The following is a 20,130-nucleotide window of genomic DNA, read 5'->3' as shown; positions in this document are numbered from 1 at the left end:
ATGGCGAAAATGATTTTTAAGGATGAAAAGAGTCTGCAGAGCATTGATGAGGTGTTTCGTTTTGCTAGTCAAGCGTTAGGAACGAATCGTCCTGTGTTTTTAGACGGTAAAACGATTCCTCCTGCAATTGGGATAGCCCTTGGAGGAACCATTGGTGCAGGAATAGGAGTGGCAGGGTTAGGAGCAGGTGTAGCGGGTGTAGCTGGAACCGCTAGTTTTATCGGTGGTGCTTCAGCAGCTATTGGTACGGCAGCGTTGTTACCTTTTGTAGCTCCAGTTGCCATCTTAAGTGGAATTGGCTATTTCATTTTTAAAGGAAAAAGACAAAAAGATTTACATAGAAAGAAACTGACCAGGTATAAAGAAGCGATTAGTAAACAAAATGACGTGATTAAAAAATACCAAGAAATCGATAAGCAAAGGGTAGAATCCGAGGAAAAGCTTAACAAGGTCAATGAAGAGCTTAGGGCTAAAATTAATGAATTATTAGCCATTAATGAAGCTTTGCTTAAAATTATCAGTGAACTAGGAAGCGACTTGCAGGTTGCCTAATGGATAGGTGATAGATTGGGGAATATGAGGATGGATGAGGATCAACAGATATTAAATTTATTAAAATTTAATCAAGATCAATTAAATAAGCTCACTAGTGATACAAAAGACAACATTGTCCATATGGAAGGTTTAGTGAAAAAAGGCCATGACCAAATGATGGAGATGGATGAATCTATCTCTAAATCAATGACTCTTTTAAAAAAATATGGTTTAGGTCATATTGAAGTGAAGAAAACAACGAACGAAGTGGAAGAGGACAATCCAACCGTAGGTGTAGATGTAATGACGGAGGCCCCTTCCTGGGAAGAGTTAGTCCTTCAAGCAAATCAAGCTGGATATGAACATACCCTCATTGAGGACATTTTGACTCCAGAAGAAATAGCCAAAGCGGATCAAAGGTATGAAGAAATTGAGCAGGAATTTGCCAGAAAGACGAAACTAAATAAGGTAGATATTTCGTTTTTATTATTAGCAACTGCTTTACAGTGTGCCAGACAATATATTTTTTCAAATGAAAAATTTAGATTTAATAAAGCTGAAGATGCCGATAAAGCGATAAAGGATCCTTTGAAAAAAAGAGTACCAAAAGATTGGCAAGATATTCTATTTGGCAGTGTTCCCTATGATGCTGTTAAAAGACTTGATAAAAGTAAGGATACAGGAATAAGTGCCAATACCCACAGATACCGAACGTTAGGACATGATCCTATCCTTGGATGGTTTTTTGGACCGGTGAATATTTTATCCGATTCCTTAACGAAAAGTGATTTTTTTACAACCTATGAAGTAACCAATTATCAAATCGGCGATCCTTTTCCGAATGGTACATGGGGTGCAATCACGACCGCACAGGAGGTTGCTCAAGAAAATAAATATAATCTGCCGGCGGCTGTTATCAAACAAGCGATTCATTTTGGCACCGATTATTTTACCAAACAAGGTCTGCCTATTCCTTTTGTAAGTACGCTAGATAATGATTTATCCAAGGTGCTCATTAATCAATTTAATATAGACACTTATAGTGTCACAAGAGGCGCAACCCTTTCCGTTCTAATTAATACCATTATTAGTTTCATACACAGGTTATTTTACGACGAAAAGAAATATGGAAGTCTTGAAGCTTTTGAAGTCAAAACAAGAAAAATTCTACTATTATCTAACGCCATTGCCACCACTAGCAATGTCATTTATGTTGCTCTGTCAAAAGACTTAAAGAAACTTGATGCAGGTGGAATACTAGTCACCATCTACCGCCTCATCAGCGACACCCGATTTATAAGCAGAGTCAAAGAAGAATTCTTTCAAACCAAACTCCAACAAGACCTCCAACACGAACTAGATTACTTGGATCGTGTTTTGGGGTGAAGCGTGGGGGCGGTTCTTCTGCTTCACTTTTTTTAGAATATTTTAGGGGAATTTAAAGTAATGGAGAAGCCATGTTGTTTCTCTATTTTTTTTTACATATTTTATAAATGATTAAATTTTGAGTGTTTAACATTTTCTAACAAAATACTAGCTTCATAGTATCGAAGAATAAAGATGTAATAAATAATGATTTGGTATAATATTACATTTATAATTTGTGTTTTATGGAGTGAGTTTATGGGCATTATCCGTAGAGGAGATCTAAAAAAGTAAAACGAAGTAAAAACAGACCTATAAAGTAAAAAGAAAAAAGATGTTTCTTTTTGTTTTTTAGTAAGGAGGGAATAAATTGAAAAAGAATTGGTTAATAACCCTAATAGTAGTTTTTCTTATTTTTTCAATAGCAACACCACCCGTCTTGGGGGCGACGAAAGGTTCAACAATGGCAGAGGTACAAAAGAAAATAACTTCTTTAACTAAACAAGTAAAGGATTTAAAGAACAAACTGGGTTTGAAAATAAAAGAAACCGATAAGCTAAAGAAAGAAAAATCTGCATTGCAAAATCAAATTAAAACTAAAGATTTAAGCAATAAAAATAAAGATATTCAGATAGTTAATTTAAATAAAGCAATTAAAGAGAAGGATATCAATCTATTAGATTTAACCGAATCTATTAATGATAAAAATATTGAGATATCAGATTTAAGTGAATCTATTGTAGAAAAGGATGAGACAATAGAAGAACTACATAAAAAAATTAAACAGCTTGAACAATTAAGTAGTGTAAATTTTATTTATACAGATGAAAAAGGAAACTTACTATCAAGTAACTCAAAGAATGCTATAAAATGGTATGAATTTAGAACAGATCAAATAACTATTTATCTAACGGCAAAAGCATTTAATGAATTTGGATATATAATTGATATTTCAGATGAAGTTGTAACGGACATTTGCCAATATTTTAATGGTAATCAATTACCACAAAATATGGCTGTTTTTATCTCTTTTAATGATACGGTATCAAAAGCAACATCTGGGGAGTATTTTGCAGGCGAGAAGAGAGCTTTTATTAGAGGGGAAAGTTTCTATCCACATAACAGATATACACAAGAAAGCTTGGTTGATGTATATGTCCATGAACTTACACATGCATTTCAAGATGCTTTAGCGCCAAACCTATTTAATGCAAACGTATCAAGTGGTGGATTATATTGGTTAACTGAAGGAATGGCTAGCTATGTAGAACACCAATTCATACCATATGAAAACTACGCTATTCCTGAGGGACATTTAACATCCGAGCATAAATATAATAAAGAAGAATATAGAGCAAAGATTTTAAGAAGTATAAAGGAAAACAACATAGATATGGACAGCTTCACGAAGCTTCCAGAAAGAATGAAAATGTACAAAAGCTATGAAATATATGAGTCTTTAATATATTTTATTGAAAACAAATATAACCATAATACATTACTTACCTATACCAAATCTCTCGAAACACAAGATCCAATCAACTCCTTTATGCCTACTTTCAAAACTACCGAAGAACAATTCATTAATGATTGGAAAGAATATTACTCACTGAAATAGTGAAGCATGCTAGCGGTTCTCATGCTTCAACATTCTTAATATCTTCATATTTCATAAACTCTCGGGTAAAGTATTCAAACATTTTAATACTTTACCCGAGAGTTTTTTATTCTATTAAAGCTTAGTAAAGAAGAGTAAGGTTTTAATATAAAGATAATAGAATTAGTGAAGCAAGAGAACCGTCCCTATGCACCAATCCCCACCATCCACCATCGAAAATTGTAATATACTTAGAGTGTTTGTCGAATCTCTTTTCTTCTTGTAAATAATTGTTCATAATATTCTCAGGAATAAAGGATTTAAATAAAGAAAATGAAATAGAAGAAAGAGTGAAACTAGTGAACCAAAGTGAATGTTTAAATCAAATCAATCAGATTAGGAAAAGAATGATTGAAATTGGACTTCATAAAGGTCTGAATAGTACAGAAACCATAAGTATTAGTAAACAACTGGATCAATTATTATTTAATTATCAGTTACTTATGTTAGGAAAAAGATAAGACTTTCCTCTTAAACATCTTTGATATAAACCTCTAGTACGTGCCACTTTATAGAAGTAATTCTCTCAGAAAAAACGACTTCCTATAGAATTTAACGAAATTCAGAAAATAATAAAGGAGGTAGGAGCAATGGGCTGTTCAGCGGATACCATAAAAAGACGGACATTCTTCATTTTTAAAAAGGCAATTAGAACTGGAATCATCGCAGCTGCTTTTTTTACATCAAGTTCCGCGTTTGCAGATGAACCGGATGCCGTAGAAAAAACGACTGCTACTCCAGTTGTAAGTATGGAGGAATCAGATTCCTCAGAAACGCTAGAGGGAACCAATGCAGAATTGCCTTTATTAGAGGAATACGCCGACTCAAAGGAAATGTCAGAAAAAGAAAATCCAGTTAACGAAGAAAACGATTTAGAAGTAGAAGAAGAAAACCCAGTTAACGAAGAAAACGGTTTAGAAGTAGAAAAAGAAAAACCAGTTAACGAAGAAAACGATTTAGAAGTAGAAGAAGAAAAACCAGTTAACGAAGAAAACGATTTAGAAGTAGAAAAGGAAAAACCAGCTAACGAAGAAAACGGTTTAGAAGTAGAAGAAGAAAAACCAGTTAACGAAGAAAACGGTTTAGAAGTAAAAGAAGAAAAACCAGCTAACGAAGAAAACGGTTTAGAAGTAGAAGAAGAAAAACCAGTTAACGAAGAAAACGGTTTAGAAGTAGAAGAAGAAAAGCAAACTAACGAAAAAAGCGACTCAGAGTTAGAAAAAGAAAAACAAGCTAACGAAGTAAGCCATGATGGTGTAACAAAACTTATAGGAGATAGCGAGAATTCAACACAAGATGAATCCATAATAATGCCGGAAGATCATTTTTTTATAGAAGCTGTACCAACAGAAAGTGACACAACTACGATAATGGAAGAGAATCCGAAAGAGGAAAAAGTGCAAAAAGCAACACCGAAGCAAGCCGAAAAGGAAGAAGCGAAGGTCCAAAAAAGGACGAGTATAGAAGTAGAAGTGGAGTCACAAATCAAAGAGTTAATCAGTGCAAAAGTAAATGCACAAATTGAAGCCGAACGAAAAGAGCAATTAAACCTCTTTATTAAGAAAGTATCTACTGCTCAAATCCAGATGGATAAAAAGCTTAAGGACTGGTCAGTAGCTATCAAACAACTAGTGTATGTAAATAAAGCAGCTAAAGCCATAAAAGTCAAAAATGGAAAGCCAGACATGAATCAAGTTGCTATAATCATTGGTCAATATCAAGCAATAGCCAATAAATTAGCAGCTGCTGATAGAGATCCTGACTTCGTAAACATGGTAACCATTGCAGTAGAAATATTGAAGAAAAAAAAGGTTGAAGCAAACATCACCGTCCAATTTGTGAAAGAAACCATTCGCACCTCTAATGATCTAAATATTCTTGTGAAAAACTTAAATAAACAACATTTAGTCTTGAGCGAGTTAGTAGAATATCAAAAAGAATTAAAGGAAAAGGAAGAACTCCTTAAGGAAATTGATAGCAGTTCAAGATTACCCCTGTATAAAATAGCATTATTGCACTTTGGGGAATGAAGCATGGGGACGGTTCTCTTGCTTCATTCTGAAGCAAAAGAACCGTCCCTGTGCACCACAACAAAAAAGGACTCTAAAATTAGAGTCCTTTTACGCGCTTATTAAGCTTTTTTAACGTTAGTAGCTTGAAGTCCACGTTGACCTTGTTCTGTGTCAAATGTAACTTTTTGGCCTTCGTCTAAAGATTTAAATCCTTCGCCTTGGATAGCTGAGAAATGTACGAATACGTCTTCTCCACCTGCAGTTTCGATGAAACCGAAGCCTTTTTCTGCGTTAAACCATTTTACTGTACCTTGTTGCATGTGTGTTTCCTCCTGTGTGGATTAATTCCACGTTTTATTACTATTGTTGCTCAATTAGATATCAAAGGCGAAAAATTTAAATACTTATTCATTCCTTACATATCGAACAAAAATAATTCTTTTTAAGAATAACAGATATAACATATAAAAGCAAGGGGACGGTTCTCATATGACCCCCAAAAGTTAGATTTTACTCTAACTTTTGAGGTGCAGTACATTCTCATGCTTCATTTTGAAGCATGAGAACCGTCCCTGTGCATCACTGAATTTTGTAGGAGACTAGTTTTCCGTTTACTAGGTTAAGCAAGATTCGGTTTTTTACTTTTACGATGGAGAATATTCGATCTGGGATTGGATTTTTTAAGATCGTTTTTCCATTTTTATCGATGATGATTAGATATGCTTTGTAGTCTTCAATATTTTTAGGATTGAGAACCGCCGTACCCATATAGCTAATGCCATTTTCAACAAATAGATCGTCTGCATGCCCAAGTTTATTAACTTCGATTAATTTTTTCCCATTTGAGGAGAAGGCAAACAACGTTGAGTCACTGTATTGAAGCCCTGATTTAGAAACGATTTTATCATTTTGAAGATAATATAACGTTTTCGGCTCATAGAAAAAGTGACCACTTGTCATCGACCAATACCCATTATATTTTTTAGCCCTTTCCCGGTAATCCTTAGGGTTAATCTGACCTTGATCATCCATGTGAGGGTCTAAATATGAATAAGCTTCATTTGGGACCACACCATCAAGATTAAAATGCTTTTCCATTTGAATGAGTTTGTCCAGTTCTTCTTGACCTGTCATCCATTTTTTCTCTTTTGTGGTTAGATTGATGGATAGCATTTTTTCATAATCATTTGAGACATAATAAACAGTATTCGTTTGATCATAAAACAGTGGAGATAAATTTTGAACCTCTTTATCCGTTACTTTAATCTTCTTTTTTACCTTCCCATCCTTCATACCAATAATTTCTATTTCTTTAGAGTTTGGCATCAAATAAAAAGCATCTTCAGAATAATAGCCAAATTGGTATCCATATTTTAATAGTTCCTTTGTTTTGTATTGCCATTTCAATTTTCCGGTGCTAGAAATTAATTTGAATCCTGATAGAGTATCATACATGGATCCTAACGCAACTAAAACCGAACCATCGCTTGTTATGTGTAAAATCTCCTTTAACTGAGAATGTGTTAGATAAGGAGTTTTATATTCAAACTCCTTTTTAATTGAAACTCCTGCCGCCGATGCCTGCTCTACGCCTCCAAAAAGACCAAATAGCACCGACATTATTGTAAGTACAATTCCAAACCTCATTTAATAACCTCCAAAAAGTAAATAATCATGGGGACGGTTCTCCTGCTTCATTTATGAAGCAGGAGAACCGTCCCTCAGCATCCCTCAGCATCCCTCAGCATCCCTCAGCATCCCTCAGCATCCCTCAGCATCCCTCAGCATCCCTCAGCATCCCTCAGCATCCCTCAGCATCCCTCAGCATCCCTCAGCATCCCTCAGCATCACAACTGACTAATTAATATTTTGATTTCTTCCTTGTATCGCAGAGCTAATTTAGAATGTGGTGATTTTACTAAGGAAGTTTCAAAGCAGGATTGTGCTTCTTTATAATATTTCCGTGCATTTGCAGTGTCTTGAATTTCTGAATAGCAATCTCCCATTTCTTTATAGAGCTTCCCTCTACTATTATGGGCATAGATATATTCAGGGGCATTGATTAGAACCTGGTCACTTTTTTGTACGGCTAATTCATAATTTTCTAGAGCTAACGAATAATTTTTTTGTTTCCGATATAATTTTCCAAGCAGTCGATAGGAGGAACTCAATCGATTAAGAGAGCTGCCCTGTTTATTTGATAAGGCAATAGCCCCCTCAAAGGACTGAACCGCTAGTTGAAAGCTTTCCATCCCTTCTGAAAAAAGCTCTAACTCTATTTGAAGTCTAAGCAAGTCTGCAGCAGCATGGCCCCTCATTTCATGTCCATTGACATAATCCGGCGCAAGCCTAATCACTTCATTATAAATCTCTATGGCTTTATGAAAATGATCTAGTTTTTCCTTTGCCTGTGTGTCTTTTGAAAAATATTCAGCTAACCTTTTATGAGCGAGTCCTTTGTGAGCGAGAATCGGAATATAATCGACCATGTCTTTATCTTGTAAGGCCACGTCATATGCCTTTATCGCTTCAACTAAATAGTTAATCGAGTTGGCATCTTTCTCTTTTTCCTCGTCACTTATCATTTCAGCTAATTTTTCATAGGATTCGCCTAAAATAGCATAGATCGCAGACGGGGCATTATTGGACAGAATGAGTGGGTTACAAAGCTCAAGAGCATTCTCATAATATCTCTTTGCTTGGACATAGTCAGATAGCAATTTATAAATTTTTCCTAAACGGATGGAGATATAACCCATATCTTGAACGGCTCTGATATCGTCTCTAAATTTTTCAAGATTCAGTAATGCCCCTTTAAATGCTTGAATCGACTTTTCGTACTTGCTTGTATTTCGATATAAATCACCCAGCCTCTTTTGGATTTGGGCTATATTTTTAAAACGATGGGTTTCTAAACCATCTTCATGGAGTTTAATCGCTTCCATAAAGTGGTTTTCTGCCAAATCATATTGACCTCTAAGTGTAAGAATCTCTCCAATATTTTGCAGGCAATAGGCGTGAAGCTTTTTGCTCGGATGATGTTTTAGAAGTTTCTCTAATTCATGTATCAGGCTAGCCCATTTACCATGGTTGATTAATATAATCGTATATTTAGCGAGCCATTCTACCAATTCTTCTTCCTTTAAAACCATCTCCCCGTGATACAACCCTTCCGCAAAAAAAGTGACGAGTTGGTTTGATGATGGATTCGGTTTGTCCAATTGTTTCGTATAATATTTATATAAAAAGAAATGGACTTGTTCAAAGATTTGAGGAGATTCCTTTATTAGTTGATCCTGCAGGCCAACCCGCATAAGTTTATGCATGGACCAGTAGTCATTTTCGTTATGTTCATCGATGAATGAAAATTGACAGAGATCATGAAACGCCGTGATAGGATAAAAGGTATTGAACTCCGTCACTAAATCGGCAAACAAATCCTCTGACCAAAATCGAGTGAAGGATAAGATTTTTAACGTTTCTTGTTCGGGTCGATCCAGATATTTTAAGAAGCGGTTCAGAACCTCTTCCGGTCTTTTGGAAAAGTCATCGATAACCGGTGTCCGCGTTCGTTGGATAAGCTGATAGGTGTCTACCATTAAATCTAAATAGTAGGGAAGCCCTTCGCTTCCTTTAATAATCGTATCTTGGATAAGCTCGTCTGTAATCCCGCATGAATTAAGGAAACTTTTACAATCCTTGATAGATAGTTCTCCTATGAGATGTTGTTCGACATATTGGTCCCATTCCGGATTGTATTTACCCCAATTAATTTTTTCCCTACCGCAAATGATATTTAAAACGTTTACCTCTTCGAATTGAAGGATAAGGTCTCTGATCCATTCATCTTTTTCGCTATAAGAGCCAACTGTCCGATTTTTTTCCCAAAGTGCTTCGTATGTATCAAAAAAGAAAATGGCCTTCCGATTATTCTGTTTGAGCCATTCGATTAAGTCGGACGCCCAATACACTAAGAGCATATCCTCGATGTCCTTAGGATGCATATCTTTTAAATCGTTTAAGACATTTTTTCCTATACCACTCCACCATTGAATCATTTCTTTGTATTGAGATAACCCGTTGATAAATTTAAGCGTTTTCGGTATCCACTGAACCACTGGAAGATGTTCCAGCTGGTTAATGAGCTCCCCGATAAAATCGCCTTCTTCTAAAAATGGGATATTTTTTTGCTCTGATTTTAATGTAAGTTGAGGTTTAATTTTGCTCCAATACACCCCGTAAGCTAGATCAAAGGTTGTAAATTTAATCTTGTACTCTTGTGTTAATTGTTGTCTAAGCCATATAAGAGCTTCCGAAGGTTCGCGGTGCTTCTCATCACGAAAATCAATGGAAACTTTGATGGCCGTTTCATCTAAGCTGCTTGTTAACGTTTGCAATTCTTTTAATAACCTCGATTTTCCTATTCCCCCAACTCCATAGAAAACGAGTACTTTAAATCTGTCTTCCTGTATCGAGTGAAACGCCTTTAAAAAAGACTGCTTCGGCGCCTCCCGATCCGTAAACTGCCTCGAAGCCGTCTCCTTAAACCTCTGCAATGAACGTTTAGCCCGTAACAAAACATCCCCTCCCCAAGAAATACCAATATCTGGCTCTATTTTACTATTAAATAGTAGTCATGGAAAGAGTGGGGGCGGTTCTCGTGCTTGAAGCATAGGGACGGTTCTCATGCTTCATCAGTGGAGCATGAGAACCGTCCCTATGCTTCATTCCTATGCTTCATCTTTTGCAAAAAGTGGTGTATGATAGATTTGTAAAACACATTGTTAACAAAGGAGGTAATTTTTATAAAGAAAGGTTTACTAAGAAAATTCTGCGTTTATATTCCACATTTCTATCTTTTCGCTACACTCCCTCGTTTTCCTAAAAACATCATTTAACTACCAGCAATATAAACCATTTATCAGACCCTATTAAAAAATCCACTAATTTTGCTACTAAATGTCTTCTATTCTTCTACTAAAATTTCTGCAAGTCCATTCTTATTTTTTCTAAAAAAAAACTAAATATCGCTTAGAGGTGTTGATTATGCCACGCAGAGCTAGGCTTAAAGGCAATAGCGGAATATACCACGTTATATCAAGAGGTGCGAACAAACAGGAAATTTTTCACGATGATGAGGATTGTATGCAGTTTCTTGATATCGTTGAAAAATATAAAAAGAAAGCGAACGTTAGCATCTATGCATGGTGCTTGATGAATAATCATGTGCATCTTTTGTTGAAGGAAGGAACAGAGGAACTTTCTATTACAATGAAACGGATAGGCGTAAGTTACGTCTCATATTATAACTGGAAGTATCAGACAACGGGCCATCTTTTTCAGGATCGATTTACAAGTGAAAATGTTGAATCGAATCGGCGTTTGTTTACCGTGATTCGATATATTCACCAAAATCCAGTAAAGGCTGGGATGGTAAGAAGAGTGAATGAATGGAAGTGGAGCAGCTGCCGGGGCTATTATGGGGAAAACAGTTATCTTAAGAAGTTGGTGGATGCTGAATTTATTTTAAAGAAAATTTCACCAGAGAGTGCAAAGGCAATTTACCTTTTCAAAGAGTTTAATGAGAGAAGTCATCAGGATCAATGCTTGGATGTCCACTTACCTAGAAGAAGACTATTGGATGGAGAGGCGAGTCAGGAGATTAAGAAATTACTTGGAGTAAATGAGATTGCCCAAGTCAAGAGCTTACCGAGGCTGGAAAGAGATGAAGTCCTTCGAAAAGTAAAAGAAATCGACGGACTATCACAACGACAAGCGGCAAGAATATTAGGGATTTCTGCTAGTTTGATCTTCCGGGCGTAAAGGTGGAATATGGGCACGAGTGTGGTGCATGGGGACGGTTCTCGTGCTTCATCACCAAAGAGTGATGAAGCAGAAGAACCGTCCCCATGCTTCACTAAAGCGTGGGAACCGCCCCATGTTTCAAGCAGGTGAACGGCTCCATGCTTCAGTGAAGCAACCTCAACCCATGCCCCAGCCCGCGCTTCCCCCCGTGACTTTTTCCCCTCGACTTGATTCCAGTTTATGGTATAATAACCGAATGTTAGCGGAGAGGATGGGTTTGTTTTGTTTAGATTTGCTTCAAGGTCGATACTTGTTATGTTTACGCTGGTTTTAATGATGAATGTTATCACGATGAAACCGGCATTGGCTGCGGCTGCGGCGGCGACTGATTCCAACGCCAGTTTATCAGAGTCGCAGTTTCTGACTTTATTTTTAAAAGAGTTCGCGGCGGAAGAGTTGGCAACGATGCCGACGGACGGTACGTATACGAAAGCAATAAAAGAATATCATCTTGCCAAACGCCTTGGTCTTCCTGTTATAGGGACAAGCTATACTCCGTTTGGGGATGACAAAATTACTCGAAAAAAAGCGGCCCAAATCATGGCACAAGGGTTTACGGGCAAATTATATACAGAGAAAGAATCGGTGGATTGGCTGTACACCCAATTTTTTGCGAAAAATAGCTATTTTAAATATGAAGACTTCGCACCAAATGATTTTTTAACAAAAGAAGACGCCCAACTATATATCAACCTATTAAAAAACTTTGGCCATATAAAACTAGTAAAAACGCCAAATAAAAAGGTAGGACAGTATCGCGTTGATTCTTTTTCAACACCGGTTGCTTCCTATACTACTTACGAACAGGCTTACAATCATGCCAAGAAGTATTCCTACACAAAGGTAGTGGATACAGCGAATGGCATGGTCCTGTGGTATCCACCAACCAACCCGAAAATTCTTTTCCATCTATATGTAGAAGGTAAGCGAGTAGCAGGTTTTGATACAAAAGAGAATGCCATTGCCTATGCGAATAAGCTGGAAAACTATCAATCCCGCATTATGGAGGGGAACAGGAATATATCTGTTTGGGAAAATTACAATCATTATGTTGTAAAAAATGGTGCTGGGAAAACAGTCCCATTCAAAACGTGGGATGAAGCCTCTCAATACGCATTGGATAATGATAGACAAAGAAGTTATATCCAATCCATTGATGATGATGTGAACAAATATAAGAATGCCTTTCAGACAAAGGACTCAGCGAATATTGGAAATGGTGTATTAATATACAACGGTTATGAAATTGACCGAAAGAACCAAGATAGCTATGAGTTAGGAACGCATGGAATATTTCCGCAAGACTTTTTCAATCCTTATATTGCTTATAAAAAAAATGGAGAGTATGTCGATTCGTTTTTTGACACTTTTATTATATTAGGGCGTTTTTACTCAGATACAGGTAGGTTTGAGGAAACCGTTATGAATCAAGCAAACTATCAGGAGTGGAATTGGTATAAAGAACGAACGCTTCAACCTGGCGGAGTGATCGATAGTTTAAATCTCGATGTTTCCTCTATCCCGGTTGTGGACAAAATTAAGGTATATATCGGGATTCCGTATCCAAAAGCAAGAGGCGAAATCATCAAGCTTGATGGAACCTCTGTTGCGGCCGATTATGATAACCGATTTGAGCTTGTAAAATGGTATGTGAACGATATTGCAGAAGTTTTTGAAAGTGGAAAGTTTGATAATATTCAATTCGAAGGCTTTTACTGGATCAACGAAACGGTCAGAAGCAAAGATGATGAGAGACTTGTAACGGAAACGGCGAATCTCATTCATTCGAAACAGAAAAAGTTTATCTTCTCGCCCCATTCAAAAGCAACCAATTATAAAAATTGGAGCCAATACGGATTTGATGCTGCCTACTTCCAGCCAAATGCAAGGAGCGTAACCGATCCGTTAGAACTTAAAAAGAGATTACATTGGGGCTACACGAATGCTTACCAATACGGAATGGGAGTCAATCTAGAGATGGAGGATATCTCTTTTTCTAGTATTGATTCACTAAAAAGAAGCTTTGATCAGTATATGGAAATCGGTGATCGTTACGGCATCCAAAAAAGCAGCACAATCATGTACCAAGGCACCGTCATGATCCACCGCCTCGGCGACGGAAACACACCAAAATTCGAAGAACAATACCGGGATTACTACGACCGGGTTTATCAGTTTTTGAAAAAATGAAACAAGGGGACGGTTCTCCTGCTTCATCAACTTTCAGTTGACGAAGCAAGAGAACCGTCCCTATGCTTTATCCATTCAATATCTCATCTATTTTCTCAAGTGTGCTGCCAGATAATTTTACGCCAGAGGCTTTTACGGTTTCTTTTAATTGGTCTGGGCGGCTTGCTCCAACAAGGGCACTGGATACATTGGATTGTCTTAAAATCCAAGCAAGGGCAAGCTGGCTCATGGTTAGATTTTCTTCAGCGGCAATTCCTTTTAACTGTTCTACTTTAACAAGGTTTTGGTCCGTTAGTTGCGAAATTTTTAAATGATTTTGGGCTGCACGTGTTCCTTCAGGAGCGGCCTCACCCTTTTGATATTTTCCTGTTAGAACCCCTTGTGCTAATGGGGAAAAGACCACTTGGCCAATCCCATGTTTTTCACTGACAGGAATGATTTCACTTTCAATTTTTCGATGAAGCATGCTGTAGTTAGGCTGATTTACAATGATGCGGTCTAGAAGTTTTTTATCGGCAAGATGTACGGCTTCTGTTATTTGCTCTGCGGTCCATTCACTTACCCCGAGGTAAAGAACCTTTCCTTGTCGTACTAAATCATCTAAAGCACGTAAAGTTTCTTCTAATGGTGTTTCCTGGTGGTATCTGTGGCAATAGTAAACATCGATATAATCCATACCAAGTCGCTTTAGGCTCGCGTCACATTGCTCCATAATGTGCTTGCGTGATAAACCTTGGTCATTCGGTCCATCCCCCATTTTTCCAAAAACCTTTGTTGCCAGTACATAAGATTCTCTCGGATATTTGCTTAATGCCTTCCCAACCACTTTTTCAGCTTCACCACGTATGTATACATTGGCTGTATCGAAAAAATTGATTCCTAACTCATAGGCTTGATCAATGGAAGATACCGCATTTTGTTCCTCTACATAGCCACCGTATGTAAGCCAGCTTCCAAGACTGATTTCACTTACCTTCAAACCAGAATTCCCTAAGCGACGATATTGCATAATCATTACCCTCCTCCATTTGGTTTTAATTTGAGATTTTCTATTTTAGAAATAACCTTAATATTCAAACTATACTATAAATTTTGGATGACGGCTATATCGTAAACCATCATTTATAAACATATAAATTAATAGTATAAAAGACTATAAATTAGCCAATACTTATACTACTTGGATTACCTAAGTGATGGTGAAACACGAAACCAACCCCAAAAAGAAAAGGGATGATCTTGATGTGGAGCATGAAAACACTATTCCTATTACCCGTAATCATCATCTGTGCGATATTAGAAGTTTTTAAGTTATTAAAAAAGAGGATAATGAAGCAGGGGGACGGTTCTCGTGTTTCGTAAACGAAATGTTGACGAAGCAAAAGAACCGTCCCCTTGCTTCAACCCTTGTTTCATCATAATAGATACGCTAAACTAAATGAAGATTATAAAAATAGAGAGCACGAAGCAGAGGGACGGTTCTCGTGCATCATCACAAATAAGTAAAATGAAGCAGAAGAACCGTCCCCATGCTTCTTCCAAGGGGTTTTATAAAGTGCAAGGAAGAGAGCAGATTGTTTATATTGATTTTTTGAGGATTTTTGCGGCGTTTGCGGTTGTGATGCTGCATACTTCCGCGCCTTTGCTTTTAAAAATGGGGCAGGGGGATACGGTTCAATTTTTGCAGGGGAATTTAATAGATAGCGCCACGAGATGGAGTGTACCGATTTTCTTTATGATAAGTGGAGCCTTACTTCTTAATTCAAAAAGAGATTTTGATTTAGGCTTTTTCCTAAAGAAGAGATTCAATAAAATATTAATTCCCTTTTTATTTTTTAGTGTCTTTTATTTTATTGTGGAACATAAAGGGTTTGCTCTTGTTCCTTTCCTTTTAGACTTAGCCAACAATAAGATTACGGTACATTTGTGGTTTTTTTATGCACTAATAGCGGTTTACTTATTTTCACCGGTTTTAATCTTATTTGTGAAACAGTCTAACCAAAAACTGAATATCTTCATCCTGATTGTTTGGTTTCTCTTTTGTTCACTGGTTCCATTTCTAAATGGGACGTTTCCTACCGTTTTTAAAATTAATTTTTTCAAACCGTTTGGAACTTACTTAGGTTATTTTCTATTAGGCTATGTTTTATTCCGCCAATCTTTTTCGAAAAAGCAACAATTCCTCATCTATTTTTTAGGAGCTTTGAGCTATTTCATCACTTTTTACGGGACCTATATATTCACTAGACGACAGGATGGCCAATTCTTCGGTATGTTTTACGAGTATAATTCACCGAATGTACTCATGATGTCCATCGCCATTTTTGTCTTTTTTAAATACGTCGTCAATTTTAAAATGAAAAATACCAGTATCCTAACTAAAATAAGTTCCTTAACCTTTGGTATCTTTTTATTACATCCGTATATTCTGAAGCTGATGAAATCAAAAAGTGCCTTACTTTCATTATTCAACCAAAATGTTTTAATCAACATCCCATTAATATGTCTCGCCATCTTTATCATTTGCCTAATCTTATCCTTAATTATTTCATGGATTCCAGTATTAAAAAAAGTCATTTAATGAAGCAGGGGGACGGTTCTCCTGCTTCATTCCATTTCTCACGGTTAATTCCATTTTTCACGGTTATCCAAAGAGTTTATTTAATTTTGGAATCATCACCGATGTTTTTCCTGCAACTATATGCAATAGACGCTGATTTATAAATATTGCCACGGTTAATATCTCCTTTGCATCGGCTATGACTTTGTAAGAAACCTCTACTTTCCGCTCATCCATGTTGATCTCTCCCTGTCCGTCAAGATACTTGTAACCTATATTATGCTGATTAACGAATAATATTTCCGAAAGGGAGAGTTCTTTGTAAAAGAGAAAGGTTTTTGTGAAGCATGAGAACCGTCCCTCTGCATCTGCTCCTGCTTCTGCAAGAAGATGGATTGGTGAAGCAAAAGAACCGTCCCCATGCTTCACTTTTGTTATAATATGGAATAGGTATTTTATTTATAATGGAAAAAGGGGTTTCGTAATGCAGGAGTTAAAAGATTATCTGGCTTCACAGGCTGTGGTTGGGCCGATTTTAAAGCAATTGGTGGAACAACCGGTCATTGGTGTTATAACATTGATTATTTTATTGTTATTGGTGGTAAACTCAGCCATTAAACGCGTATTAGATGTGAATTTATTAAGAATAGTAGTTTTGTATTTTCAAGGGAAAGATAAGGAGGAACGATATAAAAAGGCTAGGGAGGCGTTTTATAAGCATTCAACGGAAAAGAAATTTGTAAAATGGCAGCATCAAATTCTTAAAAAAATATATGCTGATCTACCTTTAGTTCATTTGTTTCATGATACCCATTTGGTAATCGTACATAAAGCAGCAAATAAAATCCTATATCCCTTCAAAGAAAATATGAAAGAATTTGGGGAACTATTAGACTTGAATGTGCCTGATTTGAAGTTGGATCGCAGGCAGAAACATTATTTTAAAATTATGAGAGGTACAATTAGAAGACCTAATTTAGTTGGATTTGAGTTAGATGAATATGTACTCAATGATAAGAACGAGATTACAGGCTTTAAGGCGAACGTCTGCCAATATAAACACACCGTTTTAACTAGTCATATTTTAGAATATGAACTCTTTAAAACGTACAAAAAAACCAAAATGAAATTAACCCATCTTTCAAAAGATGAAATTGTAAAAAAGTTACCCTACCGAAATCAAATTCACAAGGGACAGACCAATAATGACCTCATTATAAAGGGGCATAATCGTCATTCACTCCTAAGCGTTCAAATGATGGTAGTCGGTTTTCATGAAAAATATAATCAATACTGTACGTTAATTTTTAAAAGATCAAAGGAAGTAGCTATTAAACCTAACTACTGGCATATTATTCCTGCCGGTGGCTTTGAAATTTTTGAAAAAGAAGGAACGGTCAATAAATATATCATCAAACAAAATTTTGATGTCGAACTTGCCTTGTTTCGGGAATTGATTGAAGAAGTTTTTAATGGGAAAGATTATGAAGCTAACGAGACTGGTGAAGTCAATGAAATCATTCATCGTCATCCGGATATTGTAGACCTGGAAGCAATGTTACAAAATGGTGAGGCAAAACTGGAGTTTCTCGGGAATGTGACTGACCTCCTATCCTTACGACCAGAACTTTCGTTTTTATTAGTCGTTGATAATCCAGCCTTCTTTAAGAAAAATTTTAAAATAAACTTTGAAGGAATTGACCTCCAAGTAGTCCCTGTCAATGATCTCCAAAACTTACTGGAAGACGAACTTCTCTATCCAAGCAGCGCCGGCCTTCTTGCCTTAGCCAAAGAATCCGAATTAATGAAAGAAAGAAACTTACTGCAGTCACTATAATGGAGCAGAGGGACGGTTCTTTTGCTTCATTCATCCAATTCTTAAAACCGCTTATTTTGAGTTTACGAGTTTACTAAATGAATAGTGAGGCAAGAGAACCGTCCCCATGCCTCAAAGGAGCCAAATATGAAAAAATTGACCATGCGTATGATTGTTGTTTTAGTTTTAGGATTTTTAGTTTCTAGCTTTACAACGGCTCAGGCTTCTACAAGGTTTATTGATGTTCCTGAGAACTATTGGGCGAAGATGGAGATTGAGTACTTGGTGGATACGGAGATTATTAAGGGCTATAGTGATGGGACCTTTAAGCCAGAGCGCCTAGTTACTCGTTTACAGGCGGCCATTATGGTAGTTCGCGCTTTACAGTTAGATACTACTAATCGACCTGATCCTGGATTTTTAGATATGAAAAAAGGTCAGTATGGGTACGAGTATGTAGCAGCGGTCACTGATTCTAGCATTTTCTCCTTCAAAGGGAAATTCAATCCTAATCAAACGTTGACGCGTGGAGAAATGGCAGGAATTTTAGTAAAAGCTTTTGAAGTAAAAGGAAGCTATGATGGAAAAATTAGTGATGTTTCTGGTGAACTGTTAAGCTATGTCAGTGCCTTAGCATCGACTGGGATTACGAAAATTTACGCCGATCATACGTTTAAACCGAATGACCCTATCAAAAGATCGTCATTCGCTGTTTTTTTCGCTAGAGCCAAAGACCCTTCGTTTAGAGTTGTCAATGAAATGAAAGCAACGACTGAATTTTTACAAGGAGAAGGTTATTTAAAGGGAAAGTATGATTTAATGGCCATTCAGCCAACCTCTAGTAACTGGACGCGCCAATCCAGATTTGTCGGCCCTGAAAATTCTACTGTGAATTGGACATTTGATGGTTATGGTTTTCATGGAGGGTTATCCATGGGGCGGGATGGGACGATTTATGTCGGAGATAGCCTGGCTCGTCAAATCATTGCCCTGCATCCAAATGGAAGAGAAAAATGGGCTTATTTATTAGATGATGAGGTAGAAATCTGGACATCACCTGTTATTGCAGAGGATGGGACGATTTATGTAGGAGTTTCCTTACAATTTGCAACAAAAGATACAAGTATATGTAAATTAAATACTTGCAAAGGCGCTTTATTGGCTTTAAACCCTGATGGAACTTTGAAGTGGCAGGCCACTTTTGCAAAGGATATCTCCGGATCCCATCCGGTTATTGATGATAAAGGAAATATTTATGTGGGTACGGGAAATTATTTTGATGAAGGCGGCATCCTTTATGCTATCGATTCTGCTGGTAAAATCCTTTGGAATTTTGATACTTTAAATTATGGCGGTGAAGGTATCTATACTTCGCCTGCTCTCACAAAAAGCGGCTATATGTTTGCACATAACCTCTATTTTAAAGAGCGTAACTTTTTAAAACCATATTACATGACTCAAACTAGCTTTTCTTCCCCTGCCATTGGTTCGGATGAAACGATTTATTTTGGAACCTATACAGGACTTCTTGGAGCGATGAATCCAAATGGAACACCAAAGTGGCGCTTAAGGTTAAATACCACTGTATCTGATTACACTCAAGATGATGGCAGTACCGTCATCGTTACTTCCGGTGCCAATATTTCCGCCTCACCTGTGATAAGCGAAAAGGGAATCCTGTACATCGGTGATGAAGAAGGAAACTTGTTTTCTATCAAGTTGAAGGATGTCGAAAATGCACCCAAGTATGAAGAAACCTTTAATGGTGAAAAGCTTTATGACGAGTTGGCGTTTAGTGATATCACAAAGAATGACGAGAATTGGATTGTCAAAACAGGTGGATGGATTACATCAGCCCTAATCGGTAAAGACGGCACGATTTATGCAGGAGACATGGAAGGGAATATGAATGCCTACAGACCGGATGGCAGTTCTATCTTTAGTGAAAAATTAAATTCTGGTGTCATCGATATGGCTATTGGCAGCGATGGAAAGCTTTACGTCTTAACGACATATGCCGTCTATAGTCTTGGAAGTAATTAATTATAATCTCCCCATTCTGAACGGTTGGGGAGATTCAATAAGAAGTGAAGCATGAGAACCGTCCCCCATGCTTCATAGGGAGGATTAA

At 36.9% G+C, this 20,130-nt stretch carries 15 protein-coding genes; 10 read left to right on the top strand and 5 right to left on the bottom strand.

Features of this window, described 5'->3' with window-relative positions:
* From ACSBPO_RS20620 to ACSBPO_RS20600, 5 genes are all read left to right on the top strand, one after another.
* Positions 1-552: a hypothetical protein gene (locus ACSBPO_RS20620; RefSeq protein ID WP_442596635.1), complete on the top strand. Its 552-nt coding sequence runs from the start codon at positions 1-3 to the stop codon at positions 550-552.
* 30 nt (positions 553-582) lie between these two features.
* On the top strand, positions 583-1,920 hold the full coding sequence (locus ACSBPO_RS20615) for a hypothetical protein (protein WP_442596633.1): 1,338 nt from the start codon (positions 583-585) through the stop codon (positions 1,918-1,920).
* Positions 1,921-2,269: 349 nt separating this feature from the next.
* Positions 2,270-3,517 carry a hypothetical protein gene (locus tag ACSBPO_RS20610; protein WP_442596631.1) on the top strand — a complete coding sequence of 416 codons (1,248 nt, stop codon included), beginning with the start codon at positions 2,270-2,272 and terminating at the stop codon, positions 3,515-3,517.
* 338 nt (positions 3,518-3,855) lie between these two features.
* On the top strand, positions 3,856-4,017 hold the full coding sequence (locus ACSBPO_RS20605) for a Spo0E family sporulation regulatory protein-aspartic acid phosphatase (RefSeq protein WP_442596629.1): 162 nt from the start codon (positions 3,856-3,858) through the stop codon (positions 4,015-4,017).
* A gap of 129 nt (positions 4,018-4,146) precedes the next feature.
* Positions 4,147-5,586, top strand: a complete 1,440-nt coding sequence (locus ACSBPO_RS20600) for a hypothetical protein (RefSeq protein ID WP_442596627.1) — start codon at positions 4,147-4,149, stop codon at positions 5,584-5,586.
* 101 nt (positions 5,587-5,687) lie between these two features.
* Here the strand turns inward: ACSBPO_RS20600 and ACSBPO_RS20595 are convergent, their stop codons facing one another.
* The 3 genes from ACSBPO_RS20595 to ACSBPO_RS20585 all read right to left on the bottom strand — a co-directional run bounded on the left by ACSBPO_RS20595 (position 5,688) and on the right by ACSBPO_RS20585 (position 10,145).
* Positions 5,688-5,888, bottom strand: a complete 201-nt coding sequence (locus ACSBPO_RS20595; RefSeq protein ID WP_442596625.1) for a cold-shock protein — start codon at positions 5,886-5,888, stop codon at positions 5,688-5,690.
* A gap of 259 nt (positions 5,889-6,147) precedes the next feature.
* Complete coding sequence (locus ACSBPO_RS20590; protein WP_442596623.1) at positions 6,148-7,215, bottom strand: hypothetical protein; 1,068 nt, start codon at positions 7,213-7,215, stop codon at positions 6,148-6,150.
* Positions 7,216-7,415: 200 nt separating this feature from the next.
* Positions 7,416-10,145 carry a tetratricopeptide repeat protein gene (locus tag ACSBPO_RS20585; RefSeq protein WP_442596621.1) on the bottom strand — a complete coding sequence of 910 codons (2,730 nt, stop codon included), beginning with the start codon at positions 10,143-10,145 and terminating at the stop codon, positions 7,416-7,418.
* A 469-nt stretch (positions 10,146-10,614) separates the two neighbouring features.
* Between ACSBPO_RS20585 and ACSBPO_RS20580 the strand changes: the two genes are divergently transcribed.
* Both ACSBPO_RS20580 and ACSBPO_RS20575 read left to right on the top strand, forming a co-directional pair.
* Complete coding sequence (locus ACSBPO_RS20580; RefSeq protein WP_442596619.1) at positions 10,615-11,391, top strand: REP-associated tyrosine transposase; 777 nt, start codon at positions 10,615-10,617, stop codon at positions 11,389-11,391.
* Between the two features lie 264 nt (positions 11,392-11,655).
* Positions 11,656-13,623, top strand: a complete 1,968-nt coding sequence (locus ACSBPO_RS20575; RefSeq protein ID WP_442596617.1) for a DUF4855 domain-containing protein — start codon at positions 11,656-11,658, stop codon at positions 13,621-13,623.
* A 67-nt stretch (positions 13,624-13,690) separates the two neighbouring features.
* On the opposite strand, the gene ACSBPO_RS20570 is transcribed toward ACSBPO_RS20575, so the two are convergent.
* Positions 13,691-14,632: an aldo/keto reductase family protein gene (locus tag ACSBPO_RS20570; RefSeq protein ID WP_442596615.1), complete on the bottom strand. Its 942-nt coding sequence runs from the start codon at positions 14,630-14,632 to the stop codon at positions 13,691-13,693.
* A gap of 546 nt (positions 14,633-15,178) precedes the next feature.
* Here ACSBPO_RS20570 and ACSBPO_RS20565 point away from each other — a divergent pair.
* The gene (locus ACSBPO_RS20565; RefSeq protein WP_442596613.1) at positions 15,179-16,204 is read left to right on the top strand and encodes an acyltransferase; all 1,026 of its coding nucleotides are present in this window, start codon (positions 15,179-15,181) and stop codon (positions 16,202-16,204) included.
* A gap of 63 nt (positions 16,205-16,267) precedes the next feature.
* Here ACSBPO_RS20565 and ACSBPO_RS20560 read toward each other — a convergent pair whose 3' ends face one another.
* Positions 16,268-16,420 (bottom strand): hypothetical protein, encoded by a 153-nt coding sequence (locus ACSBPO_RS20560; RefSeq protein WP_442596611.1) that lies wholly within the window; start codon positions 16,418-16,420, stop codon positions 16,268-16,270.
* 247 nt (positions 16,421-16,667) lie between these two features.
* Between ACSBPO_RS20560 and ACSBPO_RS20555 the strand changes: the two genes are divergently transcribed.
* The gene (locus ACSBPO_RS20555) at positions 16,668-18,020 is read left to right on the top strand and encodes a hypothetical protein (RefSeq protein ID WP_442596609.1); all 1,353 of its coding nucleotides are present in this window, start codon (positions 16,668-16,670) and stop codon (positions 18,018-18,020) included.
* Between the two features lie 126 nt (positions 18,021-18,146).
* Positions 18,147-20,042, top strand: a complete 1,896-nt coding sequence (locus tag ACSBPO_RS20550; protein ID WP_442596607.1) for an S-layer homology domain-containing protein — start codon at positions 18,147-18,149, stop codon at positions 20,040-20,042.
* Positions 20,043-20,130: the final 88 nt, after the last annotated feature.

Source organism: Neobacillus sp. D3-1R, assembly GCF_052180215.1.
Taxonomy (GTDB): Bacteria; Bacillota; Bacilli; order Bacillales; family Cytobacillaceae; genus Pseudoneobacillus.
Note: the sequence above shows the minus strand (reverse complement) of the source record. Positions and strands in the feature narration are given on the sequence as shown.